Here is a 22636-nt window from a genome sequence, read left to right as displayed (position 1 = left end):
GGAATTTAACTCCCCCGCATAATCGGCTCCGACTGATCACTGTTTGGCACCGTCAATTGCCTGACGCGCCTGGAAACGCCGCCGAAGCAGCGCGAGACAATCGCCCAGGTGATGCGAAAGCAAATAAGCTTTTGGGGGAGGAGTATGAAGAATAGTAATGTTGGGATAATCGGACTTTCATTGGTCCTGATGTCCACTCCGGCGCTCGCACAACAAGGCGAACCGGCCGCCGGAGCACCGACGGCGGCCGATATTCCGCCAGTAGATGTTATTCAGGTCCAGCCGAAAGCTGCACCCAAAGCGCAACCGAAGGCCGCCGCGAAAAAGCAGGCGCCGCAACAAATCGTTTCACCCGAACCTGTTCCGTATCAGCCCGAAGTTGTCGATGATGCCCCTGTTGGTCACATTGATCCTGCAACGGGACGCCAGATCAGCAACGCGCCAACTTTAAACCCGATTGATCCGGCCTCAGGCATCTTGCCCGCTGATTTGCTTGACTACATTGGCGCCGCCAGCCGTGTAACGTCTGCTCAAATCGACGAACAGCGTCCGAAGGACAATCACGAAATTCTGGCGCGGGTACCCGGCGTCATGGTCGTGAACGATGATGGCATGTCACGGCATTCCAATATTGGTGTACGCGGCTCTCCGGTACGCCGCTCTCGTAAAGTTCTTATCCTTGAAGACGGACAGTCGATCAATTTCAGCTCGTACCTCGATCCCTCAACCCACTACACACCCCCAACAGACCGCATCGAAGCCGTTGAGGTCGTACGCGGGTACAATATTCCGTTCGCGCCTTTAACGAACCACGGCATTATCAACTTCCAGAACCTCAGCCCGTTCGGCCCAGAAGAGACTGTTATATCGGCGTCGATCGGTACCACGGATGGCGTGAAACGGGATTGGAACAACACGCGGCACGTCCACACACGTCAACATGCCGGGAATGTCGGCGCAGTCTTTTCGTATTCCGGCTCTGAAGCCGGCGGCGCTTGGGACAACGAAGTCCTCCGCTACAACGACTTTTACGGCGCCCTCGGTTGGAAAGGTATCAACCAGGATCTCACAGTTTCAGGCGTCTATTTCCGCCAGCGCGATAACTACGACGAAGACAATTTCGAAGGCGACGACAGCCTGGGCATCTCGGCCGAACAACAGTTCTTCAATAACGGCCGCTGGAAATCAGGAAATCCGCTGATCGCGGATGGTCTGACCGACTTGAACACCTACAATGCCGACTATTTCCGCCTGCAAGTCGCACACAATTGGTACGTCGACTCCAACACCACCGTGTCGACGCGCATCTACGGCAGCGACCACGAGCGGAACCGCTTTTCAGTGCGCGACCCTGCACCAAACTTCCACATGCGCGGTCGCAACCGAAAGTACACGATCTACGGTGCCGACAGCCGCGTGGAATTCGCCAACCTGCCGCTATTTGGCGACCGGACGCAAGATGTCCAAGCCGGTATCAGCTACGAACATCATTCCTTCCGGAACTGCACAAGCTTCGGAAAGCTCAATGAAGTTTTGGACAGCGGAAACACCGGCAATTGTTTTGCCGAAGACGGTGTGAATGGCTACGTCGATGACGGCGCCCTGGAGAAATTTGAGACAGGTGCCTTCACTGCATTCCTCCAGTCATCAATGCACTTGACCAAGACGTTCTCCGTCACGCCCGGCGTCCGCTTTGTATCTTATGACGTCAAGCGGAACGGTGTTTACGCCGGCCCTAATCCTATCCATGTAGGAGATGTGCCTTATCCAGCGGACACAGAAGCCGGTGAACTCGTCGGCAAAGAAGAATCATCCTTCAATCACGTTCTACCCGGCGTCGCTCTGTCGTGGCGCGGCATTTACAATACCAACGTCTACGGCAGCTACCATCGCGGCTTCACGCCTTCCGTAGCACGCGGTGAATTTTTCCCGCTGCCGGAAGAAGTCGGCGACAACTTCCAGGTTGGCGTTCGCACAACAGCGTTCAAAGGGCTTACGCTGGATCTCGCCTACTTCTTCAGCCGCATTGACGATTACCAGATCAAAGAGGCCTTCACGGCACCATCTGGCGCCAACATCTTCGGCACAGTCGACCAAGCTGAAATCAACGGCTTCGAGATCTACTCACGACTCGATAGCCAGCCATATATTGGTGGACGTTTGAACTTCTTTGGCGAGGCCACATACACCTTCGCCGACTCGGTCATCACTGAGAGCAACGTCCCCGCCGAAGTCGGCAAATACCTGCCGGAAGTCCCACGTCACTTTGCAAATCTCACACTCGGTGTGGAGCAACGCGGCCTTTGGGACGCCAGCGTATCGTGGACGTATCGGGGTGACTTCTACACCGACACAATCAACACCCCCTACGGTGGTGACGATGAAGGTGGACAGGGTCTTGTCCCCGACGTTTGGCTGCTCTCGGCACGTGCGAACTACACTGTGCCGGGTACGAACACGACGCTTTTCGTCTCCGGACAGAATCTGACGAACGAGTTCTACATCGCCGACAGAGCAGATGGCATGAAACCCGGCATAGGCCGAACCCTGTGGGCTGGCTTTAAGCAGAAGTTCTGATTGAGTAACGTCTTCAGCACGTAGATCAATCTGGGCCGCCTCTCTCCGTCTCGGAGGCGGCCCTTTTTATTGCCCGCTAGAACCTTTGCGAAAGCGAGCCTTCACCATGCTGAGCAAGACAGTTACGTTGTCCGTACAGGAGCGCCACAAGACACAATTTTCTCGCTATAATGACTAAGCAAGCACAAGTTTGCGCAAAGCCTTTACGTGCCTCGCTCAGCTCAAGAGAAATCGAATGCTCAATTGGCTAATCCGTATCGTGATGGGGATTTCCGGAGTCATTGCCGGCTGGTTCGTCGCACAGGATTCAGCCAACTTTGGCGTCGTTCAGATGGCGATATCGCTACTGCTTGTTATCGGCTGTGTCCTGCTCGCCGTCTTCTGGCCGAATATCATCGCCGTATTCAAGAGCAGCACCGAACCCGACGACTCGCCCAATCGCTGACGGCAAAATAATGCATGCTCAGCATTGCAGCATATGAAGCTTTGCACGATCTTTCGCGACCGCCCCCTTGCAGCGCCGCAATAAGCCCCCTCATATTAAGAAATGTAAGCCGACCGGGCAGCAGCTTGCTCTGGTGTAAAGTTTGCTTGATCAGTTGCTGTTCCGAAGGCTTGCGGCGAACGCGCTTCGCGCACAACTCACGAGGTCGAGCATGGCCATTGCCGCAATACTCGCCACGATCCTCACCGCCGCTTTGACAGCCTTTAATGCCGCTGCCGCCGACCCGCTCGCCGAGTGTAATGATAGTCCGAACCCCGCAACGCAGATCCGCGGCTGCACGCAATACATAAACGAAGGCAAACCCGACAAACACAATCTCTCGATCGCTTACGTCAATCGCGCCATTGCTTACAGCATGCTAGGCAAGAATGGCGAGGCGCTGAAAGACTTTTCGTCTGCCATCGAGGTCGATCCAAACAATCCACTTGCCTACTACAACCGTGGCAACCTTTACCTCGATACAGGACATCATGATCTCGCGATTAACGACTTCACATGCGCTCTGGCAATTGATCCCATGTTCTCCCTCGCATATTACAATCGAGGTTTAGCGTACGAGCGTCTGCAAAAGCTGCATGAAGCCAAGGCGGATTTCGCACAGGTGCTCGCTCTGGATCCCTCACACGCCGATGCCAAGGAGCACCTTGATAGGCTTCGCCTAATAAACTAGTGGTCTTCTCGGATAAGCACGAACATTTCCGCCGAGAATCAAAGCTTAGACGAGCGTGATCTCGGCTGGCGATTCGCCGCAGAGCCTCTAGCATTTTGTTGAATGACGCTGATCGGCATGCCAAAAGATTGGGCATTTGTTCATCAATGTGGCATTGCCACCGATCTAACGACCTTCCTCAACACGCATTAAGGAAACAAGATGTCCGTCGATAATCTTCTCGACCGCGCGCTCGTACGCTTGGACGAAGCCGCCAGCCACCTCAAAATCGACCCGGACGTCATCGAACTTCTGAAATACCCGCGCGAAACAACAAAGGCGCGCTTGATGATCCGTATGGATGACGGATCGCGGAAATCGTTTCTGGCGTGGCGCTGTCGCTATGACGACACTCGCGGCCCGACAAAAGGTGGGATCCGTTTCCATCCTGATGCAAACGCAGACGAAGCAGAAACTCTCGCGTTCTGGATGACATTCAAATGCGCGGTAATGAACCTGCCTTATGGTGGAGGCAAAGGCGCCGTCCAAGTTGATCCGCGCAAACTTTCGAAGGCGGAACTCGAGCGTCTTTCGCGCGCCTACATCCGGGCATTCGGCCGCATCATCGGGCCAAATAGGGATATCCCGGCCCCAGACGTCTATACCAACTCCATGATCATGGGGTGGATGGCAGATGAATACGCACACATTGTTGGCGAAGCCGTTCCCGACGTTATTACCGGAAAGCCAGTGACCCTAGGAGGCTCTCTCGGCCGCGACGACGCGACTGCGCGCGGCGGATACTATCTTATCCGTCACCTCGCCCCAGAACTGGGACTGAACGGCACCATGAGAGTCGCCGTGCAAGGTTTCGGAAATGCTGGCCAGCATATCGCCTCTCTCCTAGCTGCCGACGGCCACAAGATTGTAGCCGTTTCCGACTCTGGCGGAGCAATCAAGGCATCCGACGGGCTCAATCTGGACGTCCTTCGAGAAGCGAAGGCAGCCGGAAAATCCGTAACCGATACCGCCGGGGACTTTGGTCATGTCCGCTGCGAAGACGACGAAGTCATCGGAGCACCTTGCGATTTGCTCGTGCCCGCCGCACTCGAAGACATGATCCATGAAAAGAACGCATCAAGCGTCAACGCCCGCGTCATCCTTGAACTCGCAAACGGCCCAATAACATCCGAGGCAGACAAACTCCTCGCCGCCAAGAACGTTATCGTCCTGCCGGACATTCTCGCGAACGCAGGCGGTGTCACCGTCTCGTATTTTGAGTGGGTCCAGAACCGCCAGGGCTTCTACTGGTCGCTGGTTGAGATTCACGAACGCCTCCGGGCCATTATGGAACGCGAAGGCCGGGAAATCTGGAATGTGGCGCAGCAGAATAAATCAACGGTACGCGCTGCGGCCTACATCCAGGCTCTAAAACGTTTGGCCGAAGCTATCGAGGCCCACGGCACTCAAACCTATTTTGCAAGCTGACGATGATGAAAAGCGGGCCCAGCCCGCTTTTTTTTGTCAAGCATTCACGCTCACCCTCCGCGAGCACGCTTCAACAATTGCGCCCACCATAAGAGCTGATCAAGCATCTCCTTGGCCCCGCTCTGCAGGAACTCAAAGCTCCCCAGAGACTTGCCCTCTTTCGTAACGGCCGAATAAACCGTCCACTGAATATGGACAGCGTTTCGGATCGGCACCATCTGCAGCTCGATCGAGACTAAGCGCAACTGTTCGACGGCGCGCGCACCACCCACGCCCCCATACGCAACAAATCCGACAGGCTTCTTTGCCCATTCATTGAACGCATAATCAAATGCGTTCTTCACCGCGCCAGTAGGCCCGTGATTATATTCTGCCGTGACAACAACAAAGCCATCGCACTCAGCAAGCCTCCTTTGCCATCGCAGCGCGACTTCATTTTTCGATGGTTCATATGCGGGCGAACTCGCTTCATCAAAGAACGGCATTGGATAGTCGCGCAGATCCAAAATTTCGACGTCCATATCACCGCGACCAGAGGCCACTTCTTCGATCCATTTTGCCGGATGGTCAGCAAAACGGCCCGGACGCGTACTACTGATAATGATGCCGATCCTAACCATGACCGCTGCCTCTGGGTGTGAACTGGCCTATGCTCAAACGCAGCGTTGTTTGAAATCCGCTGCCGCAAAACCAACGCAACCACATCGTCAGCGTTCCACCGATAAGAGCGGAGGTTTTAGGTCACCGCCCTGCGTCCGAGGCGCGGCCGATCGACAAGCACCTTATCAATACGGCGACCATCCATGTCGACGATCTCAAATCGCCAGCCCAAAATATCTGCGCTTTCCCCGACCGTTGGCAGGTGTCGCATGCTGGCAAGAACAAAACCGGCAACGGTCTGATAATCTCGCTTTTCAGGAAGCCGGATGTCGAGGATCTCGGCCATTTCGTCGGCAGGCATCGCTCCCGATACAAGCCATGAACCATCTTCCCGCGCGACAGCTGCGGGTTCGCCTTCCTCCTCGCTACGGAAAACGCCCGCTATCGCCTCGAGTATGTCAGCAGGAGTCGCAAGCCCTTCGAAGTTTCCATACTCGTCGTGAATAAGGACCATCGGCACTTCGCCGTCTCGCAACGTGGCAAGTGCATCAAGTGCGCTGGTCGTCTCGGGAATGACAGGCGCTCTACGGAGCAGGGCTTTCAAATTCAACGGTTCTTGTTCGAGCATCGCCGCCAGAAGCTCTCGCGTCTGCACAACACCAATGGTCGCGTCGATAGATCCTTCACCCACCGGAAGCCTGGAATGTTTCGTTGCTAAAACGTCGGCTTTGACCTCCTCGACATCGTCCGTGATATCGATCCAGTCCACATCGGTCCGAGGCGTCATGATCCCGACGACATTTCGGTCGGCCAAACGAAGCACGCCGGAGATCATCTGCCGTTCGCCGGTTTCAAGAACGCCTGCACTTTCTGCTTCCGCGATCAATAGCTTGATCTCGTCTTCAGTCACCTGCCTTGCAGTATCCGTGTGTGCGCCAAACAAGCGAAACACAACCTGCGTAGAGGCGTCCAATACCCACACCACCGGCGCCGCAAAACGAGACAGCGCAATCATGCTAGGCGCCACAATGCAAGCGATACCTTCGGGATTGCGCAAGGCAAGGTTCTTGGGAACGAGCTCACCGATGACGATTGAAAGATAGGTGACGATGACAACCACAGCCCCAAAGCCGATCAATTCGGCAAGCCTGTGTGAGAAGCCCATCTCCAACAGATCGCGCGCGAGACTGCTCCCAAGCGTCGCGCCAGAGAAAACACCATTCAAAATGCCGATGAGCGTAATCCCGATCTGAACGGTCGAAAGAAATCGTCCAGGCTCTGAAGCGAGAGCTAACGCGCTTTTAGCCCCGCTGCGTCCCTGTTCCGCCAAAGACGCGAGGCGCGCCCGGCGGGCCGACACGACCGCCAACTCAGATAACGCAAACAAGCCATTAATCAGAATAAGCCCGACGACAACGATGATTTCAGTCACAAGCAAATTCCTGAATTAGCCGCTGGAATTTCCCTTCCAAGCTTAGGCAAAACCGGACTTGCATATGGAAATACCGGCTTTCCAACAGCACATAGCACGACATCGCATATCTGCCCGCGCAATCCCTCTCCGCTAAAGAGGCGGACCACTGCGAACGCGCGTTAGCAGACGCATTTGACACCATTCCTAAACCGCGTTACCGAACCAATAGGTTACTTAACCAAAGAGTTAAAATGAGAATGGATACCGACGAACTTAGCGCAACTTTTGCCGCGCTCTCAGACCCCACCCGCCGCGCCATCCTCGCGCGCCTTGCAATGGGCGAAACCTCAGTAAGCGAACTCGCTGAACCTTTCGACATGAGCCTACCAGCCGTCTCGAAGCACCTAAAGGTTCTGGAGCGTGCCGGATTGATCGCTCGAAGCCGCAAAGCCCAATCTCGTCCCTGCCGGATTGAACCAAACGCACTCAAAGAAATCGATGAATGGCTGAATCTCTATCGAGGTTTTTGGGAACAAAGCCTCGATTGCCTCGACACCTATTTAAAAGAGTTGCAAGCAGCAGAAAAACCGCGTGACGAAGCATAGGCCCACAGGAAAACGCATCGTTAGCTTCATATGTTGCAGCCACTTCACTGGAAACAAAGATGTTGAAAAAAATCGCGATCGCCCTCGCAGCTGTCATCCTCGTGCCGATCGCGACGATCCTTCTCATCGCCATGAGCAAGCCAAACACATTTTACGTGGAGCGTTCGGCACGCATTCAGGCTACGCCGGAAAAGATCTTTCCCATGATCAATAATCTACAGCGCTTCACCACGTGGTCACCGTTCGAAATCAAAGACATGCAGCGGACGTTCAGCGGCCCCGAAAGTGGCGAAGGGGCCACTTATGATTGGGAAGGCGAAGAAGCTGGAAAAGGCCGTTTAGAAATCACTGAATCGTCTCCGCCAGACAAAGTCGTGATGAGCCTGAGCTTTGTCAGACCTTTCGAAACACGGAACGAAGTTGAATTCACATTGAAGCCTGAAGGCGACGCGACCCTCGTAACCTGGAGCATGCGCGGACCAATGGTTCTGGCCTCAAAGGTCGTTAGCGTGTTCATCGACATAAACGAGATGATTGGCAACGACTATGAAAGAGGTCTACAGAACCTGAAAAAGCTCTCTGAGACCTGACACCGGAGCATGGATCATGGCGAAAGCGGAAGATGTGCACCGGATCGCACTAGCGCTGGAAGGAACCACCGCGTCCCCCCATTTTGACCGCACGGCATTCAAGGTTTTCCGAAACTACGCAACGCTTGCCGCCGATGGGCTCACGATAAATCTCAAATTTACACCCGACGAACAGGAGCTCACCTGCTTGGTTCATCACGAAGCGTTTAGCCCAGTCCCCAACGCGTGGGGACAACAAGGCTGGACCACAGCAAACCTGGCGAGACTTTCCGAGGCAGAACTAAGCGAAGCGTTGCAAAAAGCCTGGCGGCACGCCGTGACCAAAAAACCACGTCGATAATGGCCTGCCCCAGCCCCAGCGGAGGCCTCCGCTGCTCAAAGGACGCCATTACGGTCTTTGGTTCAAAAACGGTGCAACCTTGCCACGATGCCATCATACCGTGGCAGAGCTCTCAACAGACCGCTTTTGATACTTAGGCCGTTGGAGTAATAAATCGGACGCCCATGACTTGCCGTCTCAAGCGGCCAGAGCTGCTCCACGGGAACCGGAAGCAGTCCTCACCGTGGGCACGCTGGGGGGATATATATGTACGCGTCGGACCAGTCTAAAACGGCGAGCCAAATATGTCTGGGACGCGTCGGAAGTCTACTGCCCCTAGCCCTCTTCATACTGATCGTTATTGCGCTCTTCGTCCTTTTGGCGTCCGGCACCGCCAGGGCACAGGACGAAGCTCAGGCCGCGGCAGGCCCACCTTACAATATCGCCCTCTTTACCAGCACCCGAACTGAAGAGTGCTATAGCCGTGGCTACGTCGAAGCCATTCGCAAACTCACAGGCGAGGAACAGGCCAGGATCAACGCCTACGGCGGCATTCGCGGCCGGCCCGTCTCACTCCATTTCTTCGATGACTTCCTCGAAGAGACGAAAACCATCAGCAATATGCGCTCCGCCCTCGCACTGCCAAACCTCTTGGCGGTAATCGGTCTTTCCAGCTCGACGCGGGGTAAAGCTTTGTTCGAAGCTATGTCTCCGGAACTTCGCGCAAGTAATGTGCCGTTTCTAACCGACGTATCAGTGAACGGCATCTTCAAAGACCTGCCTAATGTGTTCTCCACTCGCCCGTCACAGGAGGAAGAACGCGCCCCCATCGTTACACACTTCCTCGCGCAAATGGGCTTTCAGCGTGTGGCCTTCGTCGTGAGAGATGACGCCGTCTATAACAAGGCCTTGGTTGATGCCGTCTCCTCCGCACTCGGTCCGGATCGAATTACCGCAGACCACCGCGTACTCCTGAAAGGCGACACACTCGATCCCACCGATCTGGAGGCGATCGCAGAGGATCTCAAAGTCAAACAACCAGACTTGATCCTGGTCGCCGTCGGATCCGCGCAGACGGAACCGCTGATCAATAAAATCCGCGACGCGGGTGTCACGCCCGCGATTTTCATGATCGGCAGCTTGGACCGGCTGTCCAGCGCAACGCGCGATACCTACCCCAACGCGATGTATGAGCTTGCATCTGACGACCTTCCCGAGGTCTACAACGAGCGCATGCGCCGCGTCGCAACCCAAGCCGCTCCAGGTGCCTGGATTTTTGAAGGTCAGAAAAATCCCACCGCACCGGGATGGGCTGACGGGTCCTGCAAAGAAGAGGCCGAAAGAAGTTTCCGAGATCCCTTCGAACATGCAAACCTCCGCGCCATAAACAGCGGAAGCAAGTTCGCCGACATGGTCGCGCTCGTTTCTTCGGCCGCGCGCGCGGCCGGGCCAGACGCCGACCTCCCTACCCGACATTTATCGATCGTCCGCGCATTAACGACGACGTACGCAACCGGTCGCGGCGCATATCGCGGACGCTTCCAAAATTGGTCTTTCGACCCGCAAACGCGCGTGGCTTCACGTCCGCCACTCATCCTGATTTTGCCGCAAGGCCTCGGGCGCAAACAGTTGGCCCCGGTTCAGTTCGTGCGCGTCAGAAACGGTGAATTTCGCCGGATTGAAACGTTCTACGTCGATGTAGACATGATCCGCGCACACCGCGTCGACGAAAACGAGAGGTCATTCTTCGCCGAATTCTACCTGTCGATGCACGCAACCGACACCGCATCCATAGACAAAATTGACTTCACGAATGCGTATCTCGACCCGCGTACGAACGGCCGCCAGATCACCATCGAGGAACTGCATGGCGGCGGAAGCAGCGATGCGTTCCCCGCAACGATGAAAGTCTACAAAGTCAACGGGCGTTTCCTGTTCCAGCCAGACCTCGAAACCTATCCGTTTGATACCCAGCGCTTTGCGATCGAAATCCAGCCCAAAAGCGATGATGCACAATTTATCGTCCAACCGCCGCCCCTGGATCTACGCGATCACACCGTCGCATCGGATGATTGGAACGTCGAAGACCAATATGTCGGAATTGACGAAGACTACGTTCCGATCGTGAACGCATACACGCACGAGCCCAGCGCCGTACCGTTCTACAAAGCCAGCTACGTTTGGATGATGAAGCGCGAGGTGACCGATTATTTCCTGAGGGTTGTCGTACCCTTGGCGTTCATTCTTATCGTCGCTTACGTCTCCATCTTCATTCCACAATCACACTTCGAAGCAATCATTACGATCCAGGTGACAGCTCTACTTTCCGCCGTCGCGCTGTATCTATCGCTTCCGCAATTGGATTCAGACACAGCCACGCTTTCGGATCGCATATTCCTTTTCGATTACATGCTCGTCAGCCTGATGATCGTGATTTCAATCATGAGAATAAACAACCGGGTCGCAAGCAGGCGTTGGCTTTCACGAAGTCTCGAATTCATTCACATCGGCGCAATACCCGCACTGGTAGTAGGCATCGCATACTATGTGCACACCATGACATCGATCCCACCCGCCTAGCCTTACGAAGGTTGACGGATAAGCCTAAGAAAAGCGAGTCATCACAATACCCCATGAAATGGCACAAATAGCATAGAGTTTTGCATGCCACCATTCATAGTGGCATAGACGGCACCTTTCGTCGTCGAAGGGAATTTTTCCCAATTCGCAACTACAGCGTTAAGGCTCGCTTAACAATCGCGTCAATATATTACAACCTACGCGTGATTGAACTTTCAGCGAACGGATCGTCCAAATGTCATTCTCAAAGTCCGGCGAGTTGCTCGCAAAACTTCAAGCTTTGGACAAATCTCAAGCGGTCATTGAGTTCGACTTGAACGGAACAATCCTGACGGCCAACGAAAATTTTCTTCACACCGTCGGATATACGCTCCAAGAAATTCAAGGAAAACACCACAGTATTTTTGTTTCCGATAAAGACCGAACGGGTGCCGAGTATAGAAATTTCTGGGAGGGCCTAAATCGCGGCAAATTCCAATCTGGAGAATTCAAACGCATCGGCAAAAGCGGAAAAGAAATCTGGATCCAGGCCACCTACAATCCGCTCCTCGACTCCAGCAAAAGACCCTACAAAATTGTGAAGTTCTGCTCCGACGTAACGGAACGCAAACTTAAGGCAGCCGACCAGGACGGCCAGATCGCCGCGATAAACAAATCCAACGCCGTCATCCATTTCAATCTGGACGGTACAATCATCACAGCCAACCCCAACTTCCTTGCAACGACCGGCTACGCCCTCGACGAAATCACAGGGCAGCATCACCGGATGTTCGTAACGGATGCCGATCGCAACAGCCCGGCTTACCGGCAATTCTGGGAAACGCTGAACCGCGGCGAGTTCCAAGGCGGCGAATACAAGCGCATCGGCAAAAACGGCAAAGAGATCTGGCTGCAGGCCACGTACAATCCAATTTTCGACCCCTCGGGCAAGCCCTACAAGGTCGTAAAATTTTGCACGGACATCTCCAAACAGGTCGCCCTCAAAGCAGCGATCAAGCAAACAATCGATGTCGACCTCGGAACGGTTACGAACGCAATTCAAGCCACCAACGTTGAGGTGGAGAGTGCGGCCACCTCGTCAAACCAAACCTCAGCCAACGTGCAGGCTGTCGCGTCCGCCGCCGAGGAACTCGTGTGCTCGGTTATGGAAATCGGCCGCCGCGTGGATGACGCTGCCAAGATCACACAAAAAGCGGTCGAGCTTGGAAGCCGCACCAATCAGATTGTCGGGGGACTCGCGGGGTCAGCTGATCGCATCGGGCAGGTTGTTAGCCTCATCAACTCCATCGCGGGGCAAACGAACCTGCTTGCATTGAATGCCACAATCGAGGCGGCCCGTGCCGGGGAAGCAGGTAAGGGCTTTGCCGTAGTCGCAAGCGAAGTCAAAGCGCTGGCCAACCAAACAGCAAAAGCGACCGCCGAAATTGAAAACCAAATTGATACCGTACAGTCCGGCACCGCCGAGGCCGTAAAGGCGATCAAAGACATCACCGACGTGATTAATTCAATCAGCGACATCTCCTCGGACATCGCAGCAGCGATCGAACAGCAAGGCGCTGTGACTCAAGAGATCTCGTCCAACATGACAACAGCGGCCGCCGGGGTTCAGATCATTACCGACAACATGGGAAAAATCCTGGAAGTCACGCGAGAAGCTAATCAGTCTGCACACAAGGTTTTGGACGCGTCGAAAGCGCTTGTTGCCTGACCCTCCCGGGGCGTTCCCAAAAACGCCTCCAACGATAATCCCCCCACCCACCTTATGGCAGGACGGCTAGGGCCGCCCTGCCTTTTTTGGTGCGGGCGAGCATCAGCTGAATGAAATTTAAGCTCGGTATCTATCTTAGAGCGTTAACTCCTATTTAAAACCAGCCTCCTGGATGTCTCAACCTAAGCATGCTGACGAACCGCTCCATCTAATCTCAAGTCTCTCCCTCATACGTGACAACAAGATCACCCATCAGATCGTGACAGCGCGAACGATGCGGCCTAATAAAATTTGTGGGCCGTCCACGCGGTTCAGCAATCTGACCCAAGTGCCAACCTGAGTGTTTCCGACTTCGCAATGAGGACGACGCATGGCCACAGGAACGCGCAATCGGCTAAACCGCTCTGTCGATGCCCGTTACGACCATGTGCTGGGACCTCCGGGAGCACCAATTACCCTCGTCGAGTATGGCAGCTACGCCTGCCCGCACTGCCGCGCAGCGAACGATCGCATCGCAAATGTGCGCGATGATCTCGGAGACCGTCTCCGCTACGTTTTCCGACACAAGCCAATTCCAGACAACGATCTAGCCCGTCGCGCAGCGGAATTAGTTGAGCGCACAACCGACCCAATCCGCTTCTGGGACGCGCACATGGAATTGATGTCGCGCTCCAAAACGCTGACAGAAGAAGACCTGGTCGTCGTCGCCGAGAAACTGGATCTCGAACATCAGACACCCGAAGACAGTGAACGCTCTGAACTCCGCGCGAAAAAGCGCGTCGATGCCGACATTAATAGCGCCCAGGCAAGCGGCGTTCTCTTTACACCAACATTTTTCATAAATGGTCGTCGCTACGATGGCGCCTGGGACGAAAGCTCGTTCTCCGATGCCATGTTTGGCCGCCTCGGGCACAGGGTCGCGGCCGCAGCCGTCGATTTCGTGAGCTGGGGCCCCTCAGCTGGCCTGCTGCTCCTACTCGCGACCGTGTTAGCGGTGTTTCTGACCAACTCCGAAATGGGGCCGGAATTCCTCAGCCTCTGGCAACAAAAACTCACGCTGAGTTTAGGCGGCGCAAGCTTTGGAATGTCGCTGCTTCACTGGATCAACGACGGCCTTTTGACCATCTTCTTCCTGGTTGTCGGCCTGGAAATAAAACGGGAATTCACCGTCGGACACCTCGCAGGACGCAAGTCTGCAGCCCTGCCCATAGCCGCCGCACTCGGCGGAATGATTATGCCGGCTCTAATTTATGCGCTCTTTGTCCCGTCCGGCCCGTGGGTACACGGATGGGGCGTACCCATCGCGACGGACACCGCGTTCGCCGTCGCGCTCATATTCATGATGGGGCAGCGCGTACCGATTGAACTGCGCATTTTTCTGACCGCCGCCGCCATCGTCGACGATATCGCCGCGATCGTTGTCGTCGCCGTGTTCTATTCTGGCGAACTGTCCTTTGAATATATGGCCGCCGCGGTTGTGCTGACGGGCGGTCTGGCGTTGTTAAGCTGGGCCCGTATCTACCGCGTGTTCCCCTATATGATCATCGGACTTGGCCTCTGGATCTGCGTCCTCGCAAGTGGACTACATCCAACACTGGCTGGAGTCGTACTCGCGCTGTTCATTCCGACGCGCCCACCACCTAATCTCAAGGCCCTGATGGCTCAGGCAGATTCGATCATGGCAAACGAGGCGCAACGCAATAAAGAAGCCCTGCGCCACGGCCCTTCGACAATGGCTATGCGTACATTGGAAGCCATTCACGACCGGTTGGAATCTCCGGCGGACCGTCTCTTGCGGCACGCTGGCATGCGATCCAGCTATCTGGTGCTTCCAATTTTCGCGCTAGCTAACGCAGGAGTTCCCCTGTCGATGAACGTGATCACTGGCCATGAAACGCTGATGCTGGCGATAATATCGGGCCTTGTGATCGGTAAACCCGTCGGCATGCTATCGGCCGCAGCTCTTGCCGTATGTTCCGGACTTGCAGTGAAGCCCGCAGCCTATTCCTGGCGCCAGCTTGCGGGTGCCGGTGCCCTCGCAGGCATTGGTTTCACCATGTCGCTATTCATCGCCGGCCAGGCATTTCCCGTTCAAGCCGATTTCGCAGCAGCAAAGATTGCGGTGTTCGCAGCATCTATTCTAGCCGCAACGATTGGTGTGGCACTACTCATAACGGCACCAAAACCAGACATCGAAGAAGTGGATGTCAGTACTGCGGTGAAGTCGTGAACGGGAAGCCTCCGCACGCGAAAGATCAATTGCTCTTGATCCGCCGCTGTCAGGAAAAGGATCTCGGCGTGACTGCGCAGATATTCTTTGACGCGGTCCATTTCGGCACGCGCGATCATTACAACGATGCCCAACGCCAAGCCTGGGCCCCGACCGTTCCTGAGCCGTCGGGTTGGCACCAACGCCTGACATCTCAGACGACACTGGTGGCCGAACAAGAAGATCAGATCGTCGGTTTCATGTCGCTATCACGCGAGGGATGTATTGACTTGGCCTTCGTCACTCCGGATCGCATGGGCTCAGGCATAACGAGCAAGCTGTACGAAGCCATTCTCATTGAGGCCGCGGACCACGGCCTGACAAAGCTCTGGACAGAAGCGAGTTATCTCGCCCGCAGCTTCTTCTTGCGTCAGGGCTGGCAGGTTATCGAACCGCAGACGGTGACCCGCAACGGCATCGCGCTAACAAACTTCGTCATGGAAAAGGATCTGAGATAACGGGAACTGCGAACCCGATCGGGCCCCACTATTCTGGTATGCGAGCTTCAAACGTGATGCTTCGCACGTCGCTCTTGGGCATCAAACCATGTCGGTAGTCGCCGGAAATCACGATCTCTGTGAAACCGGCCTCACGCAAAGCCAATTCAAACTCAACAATTCCCCACCAACGCAAACTGAACAGATCCAACTCAACGGAAACGAGCTGCCCACTGCGCCAGTGCTCGTAACGAAGCTGCGAAACAGTTGTCTGGCGAACGAAATCCGTTTCGGCGCGGGCTTCCTGCAACGTCAAAACATCATCGCCGACTTGCCAATGCCGCACGCGGGCCCCAGGCGTTACAAAACTCGAGATGGGATCAAGATCAACGATCAGCCGTGCGCCGGGAGAGAGTGCTCTCTGAAATCGACATAACACAGAGCGCGCAACCGTCGCCTCGGTGATCAATTGAAATGATCCAGCCGGAATAATGATGGCCTCAAATTTCCGGTCATACTCGAAGCTTTCAAAGCTCTGCACGCTTAACGAAGGCTTCAGGCCACGGGCCGCACATTCCTTGCGGCAGAAGTCCAACATATCTGCCGAGGTGTCAAAGCCAACAACATCACATCCCGACTCGATAAGAGGAATGATCGCACGCCCATTCCCGACTGCCGGTTCGAGGATCGGCCCTTCGCAACCAGCCAGCCGCTCACGATAAAACTCGATATCTCCAAAGGAATGCCCGATGGGTTTATCAACGTGATAGACCCATGCAGCGAGCGTCCCGTAACGATTACTCATGCTCGGATGTCTCAAATGATGATGGCCGGCTGTCTGCATCGCGCAGATGGTCTTCACTCACCAGGAACGGCAACGTGGTCGTCGTGCGCTGCGGGCACCTCCACATGGCGACGCCCCATCAAGCTGTAAACGGTCGGGACCACAAACAGCGTTAGGATCGTTCCCAACGTCATACCACCCACGATGACAAAACCGATCTGCTGACGGCTTTCCGCACCGGCGCCCGTGGCCATCGCTAGCGGCAACGCACCGAGCACCATGGCACCGGTCGTCATAAGGATGGGCCGTAACCGCAGCACCGCAGCCTCGATCACAGCGGAACGCCGGTCAAGTCCTGCCATCTGCCTCTGGTTAGCAAACTCAACGATCAAGATGCCATGCTTCGTAATCAATCCCACAAGGGTGACGAGGCCAATCTGCGAGTAGACGTTGAGCGTGCCGCCACCAAGCCACAACATACCCAGCGCTCCGGTCATCGACAGCGGCACCGTCATCATGATCATAACCGGATCGCGAAAACTCTCGAACTGAGCGGACAAGACTAAATAAATGAATCCAAGAGCCAACAAGAAGACGAGCGCAAGGCTCTGGCCGGCCGAACGGAATTCACGGCTCTCACCATTCACATCCGTCTGCACATTGGCAGGCAAGATCTCACGAGCCGTTTTTTCCAGGAATGCAAGACCGTCACCGAGCGCATATCCCGGGGCAAGGTTCGCCGAAATTGTAACGGCCCGAAGCTGATTGAACCGCTTCAACTCTTTGGGAGCCACAGCCTCTTTCACGCTGACCACGTTGGAGAGTTGTATCATCTGACCTGTAGGAGACCGGAGGAAGATTGTATTGAGCGCATCGGGAGAAGATCTGTCGGACGCCGCGAGCTGCAGATAGACGTCATACTGCTCGCCGTTCATCTCGAAACGTGTCACCTCGCGTCCGCCCAACAAGGTCTCCAGGGTCCGCCCGACAACGTTCACGTCAATGCCAAGATCGTTGATTTTGGCGCGGTCCACTTCAAGCCGGAACTCAGGTGTGTTGAGCTTGAGATCGGTATCAACGCTCTCAAGACCCGGATACTTCTCGATGCGAGAGAGCATCTGATTGACGTACTCGTCAAGCTGCTCGTACGTCCCCGAAGTTTGGATGACAAACTCCACCGGCCGGGCAGATCCGCGCTGCCCGAACGATCCGGGATCCTGCACAAACGCCCTCACGCCGGGGATTGCACGCACGCCAGGCGCAATCTGCTTGCTCATTTCCTGCTGCGTACGTTCCCGCTCGCTCCAATCCGACAGGCGCCCGATCGCAAGGAAGCCCGTCACCTCAGGCGTGCCATTGATCACCAACCGTGATTGGACCTCGGGCAACGTCTTGAAGATATCATCAACTTCACTGGAATAGCGGGCTGTGTATGCGAGTGTCGCACCTTCTGGCCCAACACCGCGAACACGAATTGAACCTCGATCTTCGACCGGGGCGAGTTCGGACTTCAGCGATAAGAAGAAGACCCCGGCCATGCCCGCAACCCCGACGGCAATCAGCAGCACCAGCGGCCGCACATTGAGCGACGCCGAAAGAACCCTCCGATAACCGGCCTCAAAAGCAACAAGACCACGCTCCAACGCCGCCGAAATGCGCCCTGGCTTGGCCTCATGTCGTAGCAGTTTCGAGCACATCATCGGCGTAAGCGTCAGCGCAACAAAACCGGAAACCAGCACCGCGCCTGCGAGTGTAAGTGCGAATTCGAGGAACAGCTTGCCCGTCTTACCCGGCGCAAACGCCACGGGCGCATATACGGCTGCAAGCGTCAACGTCATCGCAACCACGGCGAAACCAATTTCCTGGGTGCCCTTGATTGCAGCCGCGACAGGCTTCATGCCACTTTCTATATGGCGGTAGATGTTTTCCAGCACGACGATTGCATCATCGACCACCAGCCCAATCGCCAACACCATAGCCAGCAACGTCAACGTATTGATACTGAACCCCAGCGCGAACATCAGCGTGAAGGTCGCAATCAACGAAATTGGAATGGTTACGATTGGGATGATCGAAGCCCGCGCCGACCTCAGGAAGAAAACGACCACCACAACAACAAGCGCGATGGCTTCGCCAATCGTCATGTAAACGGCCTTGATGGAGCGGTCGATGAACACCGCATCATCATTGCCAATGTCCGCCGTCATCCCGTTAGGCAAAGACCGATTCATTTCAGGCAACACGCCACGTACAGCTTGCGAGACATCGAGTGGATTGGCTACGGCCTGTTTGATAATACCGACCACGATGGCAGGTTCGCCATTGTAGCGCCCGTCGCGCCGCTCATCTTCAGCACCGAGCGCAATGCGGGCAACTTCGCGCATCTTGACTTGATGGCCCTCGGTCCGCTTGATCACGATGTCGCCGAACTGATCCGGCGTCACGAGCCCCGTGCGCGACAGGACGGAGAATTCCCGATCCTGACTTTCAATCCGCCCCGAAGGAAGCTCAACATTCTGCGCGCGAAGCGCGGCTTCAAGATCTTGCACCGTGAGGTCAAACGCAGCCAAACGTTCGCGATCGATCCAGATACGCATCGCATATCGTCGTTCGCCGAAAATAACGACGTCAGCCACACCGTTGAGATTTTTCAGTCTGTCGACAATAAAACGGTCGACATAGTCAGTAATTTGCAACGCCGACATCTGCGGACTCGTGAAGACGAGGTACATGACCGAACGTGCGTCCGCCTCGACCTTCGAGATCGTCGGCTCCTCGATTTCATCCGGCAAACGTCGCCGAACGCGGCTAACACGATCGCGAACATCACTGGCCGCAACGTCTTGATCGACATCAGAACGGAACCGGACCGTGATACGGCTCGATTCAGACCGGCTTGTAGACTCCAAAACGTCGATTCCGGAAATTCCAGCAATGGAGCCTTCTAAGATCTGCGTCACCTGAGTTTCGATAATCGTCGCAGATGCGCCAGGATATGTCGTCGAAACCGAAACCACGGGCTCATCGACGTTCGGATACTCGCGAACGGTCAGTCGGCCGTAGGACACGATGCCGAGAAGGATGAGCACGAGGCTCATCACTGTCGAAAAAACCGGCCGTTGAATAAAAAACGCGAAGGTGCCCATCAGCTGCCCTGGCGAAGAGTGGTCTTAGGCTGAAGCGGGATAGATCCACGCGTCTCGACCACTTTCACTGAGGCACCGTTCTTGACCTTTTGCTGCCCCGCCGTCACGACGGTAGCTCCGCTGGCAAGCCCCTCGAGAATTTGCACCTCAGCGTTGGCGCGGTCCCCCAATTTGACTTTGGCCTCGACCACCTTGCCATCGTCGATCCGGTAGACGTAGTTCTCGCCAGCCCGCGGCACCACAGCACTTTCCGGAACCACGACCACCTGTCGCTCGATTCGTCCCTTCACGATGATTCGTACGAACAGACCAGGCCGAAGCTCACCATCACCGTTTGGAACAAGAGCACGGATCGTCAATGACCGCCCATTGACGTCAACCATTGGGTCAATCGCGTAAATCTTACCTTGGAAGCCCCTTCCAGGCAGCGCATCAACGCGAAGGTCGACCGTCTGGCCTGTACTGATTTCAGCGAGATAAATCTCCGGCAAGCTGAAGTCGACCTTAAGTTGATCGATCTTCTCAAGGTTCACCACGGTCGTCCCTGCCGTAATAAAGGCACCTGGTGACACCTGCCGTATCCCAACAATCCCATCAAACGGCGCGCGCACTGTATGTTTGTCGAGCCGGACTTTCATAAGGTCTACGGCAGCACCGGAAGTCCGCAGATTGGCCTTGGCTTCGTCCTGCGCCTTTTCAGTGACGTTACCGGTTTTAGAGAGAGCTTTCGCACGCTCGTTATTAGCCTGAGCCAAAACATAGCGTGCCTCTGCGTCCGCTAATTCGGCCTGCGCCAATGCGTCATCGAGCTTCATGAGAATGTCGCCCTGCTTGACGGCCTGTCCTTCGGCAAAGCCGACAGTAACGACCCGTCCAGCAATCTCGGGTGCAATTTTTACAGATTCATCAGATCGTAGCGTTCCGATCGCCCGCAGATCGCGCGTTCGAGATATCGTGCGAGATTGACCACTTTCGACAGTGATCGCTGAACGTATCGCACCTGTGGCAGGAGCCGCTTTGGCTTCGCTATCCTTGGTCTCAGCCTTGATCGCGGCCCAGATCTCGGGTGGGACCTTCACGATGTTCTGAGACACGGCCACATAGGCAGCTCCACCCGCAATCAGGAGCGCTGTAGACCATAGCCAGAATTTTCGCATCGACGAAGACCCTCCTCAGCGGCCAGAGGCACGGGTTCAGCCGCCAATATAGCACATGCCGAAGAACGGATGCGCCAATATGTTTGGTGAACGTGGAACGTAAGCGACGCCCCGTTTCCGTCGCTCGATTTCATCTTTTTCCTTACACCCCGGTCAAATTCAGTAGCCCCAATCCACTTGTCCTACCAACCCGGGATAACGCGTCCACGTCGAACACCAACAGCCATGTTGCTGTCCCGCCACGCCCTGACACGTTTCGATTTTCTGCCTCGAAACCTGCCGACGACGGAATTTGTTAACGACACGCGTTATAACCGCGAACCCTCAAGGTGTTCGCACGTGCAAAAATATAAGGAAACTGGTCATGATGAAGGCAATACTGCCTGCAGCGATGCTTTCGATCCTCACATTAACGTCAGCCAACGCAGCTGCTCCCCAGTCGCTGGCTCCACACACGACGCCAGCCCTGGCACAAGACGTCTCCTCAACAGTGCTGAATAAGGTCCAGTACAAGGAGAGGAAGCACTATCACGGAAAACGTCACAAGAAGGGGCATCATCGCTACAAGGCAGGCTCCCGCCATCGCCACGCACCAAAGCACTGGCACCGCCACAAGAAGCGCCCCCACGATTGGCATCGTCGCGGTTGCATCATCGTTGGACCGGTTTGGTTCTGCCCATAACGAACTAAATAAATAGCGGAATCGCGGTGCAGAGGTTTCTGCACCGCGATTTTTTAGTTCACGGGCGAGCCTCGATCACCATATTGAACGGCGTCGCTACGGCTCGGCGCACACGTGAGAACCCACCCTGCTTCAAGACCTCAACCAGCCGCTTTTCACCAGCTTGAGCTCCAAGTGCCATCCCAACCTCCTGCTTCAAGGATGAAGGGACGCACACGCTGGTTGAGAACGCATAGTAAACCCTTCCAACCGGATTGAGATTGTCCTCCAGTCGATCTCCAGCAAGCGGCTCGACAATCATCAAGGTCCCATCATCGGCGAGCGTGGACCGGATATGCCGGGCAGCCCCCACCGGGTCGCCCATATCGTGTAACGCATCGAAGATTGTCACGAGCTCATAACCTTCCCCCGTGAAATCCTGCGCCTTCGCCACTTCGAACTTCACATTGGAAATGCCCATGGATTTGCTGCGTGCGATATCGATGGAAGGCGCGTGAAAGTCGAACCCGGTGAACGTGGATTGAGGAAAGGCTTCCGCCATGATCATCGTGGACGCGCCATGTCCGCAGCCGACATCAGCAACCTTCCCACCCCGCTCAAGTTTCTCGACAACCCCATCGAGCGCCGGCAACCATTCACTGACGAGATGTGCTTTGTAGCCCGGACGGAAAAATCGTTCGGTGCCGCAAAACAGACAACTACAGTGGTCTCCCCAGCCGACACCTTCACCGGATTTGAAAGCGTCGTTGAGGCGGGGCTCGTCCGCAAAAATCGCAGCAAGGGAATAAAAACCTCCCGTCATATTGACTGGGCTCTCTTCGTCAGCGAGCACCGCTGCCTGTTCGGGAGAAAGTGCAAATGTGGCCGCTGCCGGATCGTAAGTAACAAATCCGGACGCAGCCTGCGCAGAAAGCCACTCACGCACATACCGTTCACGCGTTTGCGTGTGGCGCGCAAGATCTGTGGGCGTGAGGGGCCCATGCGCCTCCAAGGCGCGGTAAAGGCCAAGCTTATCACCGAGGAGAACAAGCGCTGCATTCGCAGCCGCCCCCAGCTCGTTCACCATCGTACCGAGTAATGCTTCGAGTTTTTCTGAGTTAAGTGTCATCCGAGTGCCTTTCGCAAT

The 22636-nt window shown here is 55.5% G+C and carries 18 protein-coding genes; 12 read left to right on the top strand and 6 right to left on the bottom strand.

Features of this window, described 5'->3' with window-relative positions; translation table 11 throughout:
- Positions 1 to 144 precede the first annotated feature (144 nt).
- The 4 genes from YBN1229_RS01910 (at position 145) to YBN1229_RS01895 (ending at position 5219) form a co-directional block, all read left to right on the top strand.
- Entirely contained in the window at positions 145 to 2577 is a 2433-nt protein-coding gene (locus YBN1229_RS01910) for a TonB-dependent receptor family protein (protein ID WP_046476104.1), read from the top strand.
- A gap of 235 nt (positions 2578 to 2812) precedes the next feature.
- The gene (locus YBN1229_RS01905; RefSeq protein WP_046476101.1) at positions 2813 to 3022 is read left to right on the top strand and encodes a hypothetical protein; all 210 of its coding nucleotides are present in this window, start codon (positions 2813 to 2815) and stop codon (positions 3020 to 3022) included.
- 211 nt (positions 3023 to 3233) lie between these two features.
- Positions 3234 to 3752, top strand: a complete 519-nt coding sequence (locus YBN1229_RS01900; RefSeq protein ID WP_052743614.1) for a tetratricopeptide repeat protein — start codon at positions 3234 to 3236, stop codon at positions 3750 to 3752.
- Positions 3753 to 3953: 201 nt separating this feature from the next.
- A complete protein-coding gene (locus YBN1229_RS01895) occupies positions 3954 to 5219 on the top strand; it encodes a Glu/Leu/Phe/Val family dehydrogenase (protein ID WP_046476096.1) in 1266 nt (421 codons plus the stop codon).
- Positions 5220 to 5269: 50 nt separating this feature from the next.
- On the opposite strand, the gene YBN1229_RS01890 is transcribed toward YBN1229_RS01895, so the two are convergent.
- Positions 5270 to 5839, bottom strand: coding sequence for an NADPH-dependent FMN reductase (locus tag YBN1229_RS01890; RefSeq protein WP_046476091.1), 570 nt, complete (start codon positions 5837 to 5839; stop codon positions 5270 to 5272).
- A gap of 116 nt (positions 5840 to 5955) precedes the next feature.
- Positions 5956 to 7251 (bottom strand): hemolysin family protein, encoded by a 1296-nt coding sequence (locus tag YBN1229_RS01885; protein WP_046476088.1) that lies wholly within the window; start codon positions 7249 to 7251, stop codon positions 5956 to 5958.
- Between the two features lie 239 nt (positions 7252 to 7490).
- On the opposite strand from YBN1229_RS01885, the gene YBN1229_RS01880 reads away from it, so the two are divergent.
- The 7 genes from YBN1229_RS01880 to YBN1229_RS18485 all read left to right on the top strand — a co-directional run bounded on the left by YBN1229_RS01880 (position 7491) and on the right by YBN1229_RS18485 (position 15762).
- Complete coding sequence (locus YBN1229_RS01880) at positions 7491 to 7838, top strand: ArsR/SmtB family transcription factor (RefSeq protein ID WP_046476084.1); 348 nt, start codon at positions 7491 to 7493, stop codon at positions 7836 to 7838.
- Between the two features lie 59 nt (positions 7839 to 7897).
- Positions 7898 to 8428 (top strand): SRPBCC family protein, encoded by a 531-nt coding sequence (locus tag YBN1229_RS01875; RefSeq protein WP_046476079.1) that lies wholly within the window; start codon positions 7898 to 7900, stop codon positions 8426 to 8428.
- A gap of 16 nt (positions 8429 to 8444) precedes the next feature.
- Positions 8445 to 8768 carry an MmcQ/YjbR family DNA-binding protein gene (locus tag YBN1229_RS01870; RefSeq protein WP_046476077.1) on the top strand — a complete coding sequence of 108 codons (324 nt, stop codon included), beginning with the start codon at positions 8445 to 8447 and terminating at the stop codon, positions 8766 to 8768.
- A gap of 246 nt (positions 8769 to 9014) precedes the next feature.
- Positions 9015 to 11327, top strand: a complete 2313-nt coding sequence (locus tag YBN1229_RS01865; protein ID WP_046476072.1) for an ABC transporter substrate-binding protein — start codon at positions 9015 to 9017, stop codon at positions 11325 to 11327.
- Positions 11328 to 11562: 235 nt separating this feature from the next.
- The gene (locus tag YBN1229_RS01860) at positions 11563 to 13035 is read left to right on the top strand and encodes a methyl-accepting chemotaxis protein (RefSeq protein ID WP_046476069.1); all 1473 of its coding nucleotides are present in this window, start codon (positions 11563 to 11565) and stop codon (positions 13033 to 13035) included.
- Between the two features lie 370 nt (positions 13036 to 13405).
- Entirely contained in the window at positions 13406 to 15265 is a 1860-nt protein-coding gene (gene nhaA / locus YBN1229_RS01855) for a Na+/H+ antiporter NhaA (protein WP_046476065.1), read from the top strand.
- Positions 15262 to 15762 (top strand): GNAT family N-acetyltransferase, encoded by a 501-nt coding sequence (locus tag YBN1229_RS18485; protein WP_052743612.1) that lies wholly within the window; start codon positions 15262 to 15264, stop codon positions 15760 to 15762. The genes nhaA and YBN1229_RS18485 overlap by 4 nt, the downstream gene beginning before the upstream one ends.
- A 28-nt stretch (positions 15763 to 15790) precedes the next feature.
- Here YBN1229_RS18485 and YBN1229_RS01845 read toward each other — a convergent pair whose 3' ends face one another.
- The 3 genes from YBN1229_RS01845 to YBN1229_RS01835 are packed head-to-tail and all read right to left on the bottom strand — an operon-like array spanning position 15791 to position 20828.
- Positions 15791 to 16546 (bottom strand): class I SAM-dependent methyltransferase, encoded by a 756-nt coding sequence (locus YBN1229_RS01845; protein ID WP_172655218.1) that lies wholly within the window; start codon positions 16544 to 16546, stop codon positions 15791 to 15793.
- A gap of 53 nt (positions 16547 to 16599) precedes the next feature.
- A complete protein-coding gene (locus YBN1229_RS01840) occupies positions 16600 to 19671 on the bottom strand; it encodes an efflux RND transporter permease subunit (protein WP_046476062.1) in 3072 nt (1023 codons plus the stop codon).
- Positions 19671 to 20828: an efflux RND transporter periplasmic adaptor subunit gene (locus tag YBN1229_RS01835; protein ID WP_052743611.1), complete on the bottom strand. Its 1158-nt coding sequence runs from the start codon at positions 20826 to 20828 to the stop codon at positions 19671 to 19673. Before YBN1229_RS01835 ends, YBN1229_RS01840 begins: the two co-directional genes overlap by 1 nt.
- Positions 20829 to 21192: 364 nt before the next feature.
- On the opposite strand from YBN1229_RS01835, the gene YBN1229_RS01830 reads away from it, so the two are divergent.
- Positions 21193 to 21510, top strand: a complete 318-nt coding sequence (locus tag YBN1229_RS01830; RefSeq protein WP_052743610.1) for a hypothetical protein — start codon at positions 21193 to 21195, stop codon at positions 21508 to 21510.
- A gap of 58 nt (positions 21511 to 21568) precedes the next feature.
- On the opposite strand, the gene YBN1229_RS01825 is transcribed toward YBN1229_RS01830, so the two are convergent.
- Positions 21569 to 22618, bottom strand: coding sequence for a methyltransferase domain-containing protein (locus tag YBN1229_RS01825; protein ID WP_046476056.1), 1050 nt, complete (start codon positions 22616 to 22618; stop codon positions 21569 to 21571).
- Positions 22619 to 22636: the final 18 nt, after the last annotated feature.

The sequence above is a fragment of the Candidatus Filomicrobium marinum genome, from assembly GCF_000981545.1.
Taxonomy (GTDB): domain Bacteria; phylum Pseudomonadota; class Alphaproteobacteria; order Rhizobiales; family Hyphomicrobiaceae; genus Filomicrobium; species Filomicrobium insigne.
The sequence above is the reverse complement of the archived record's forward strand: the minus strand, read 5'-3'. Positions and strand labels throughout refer to the sequence as shown.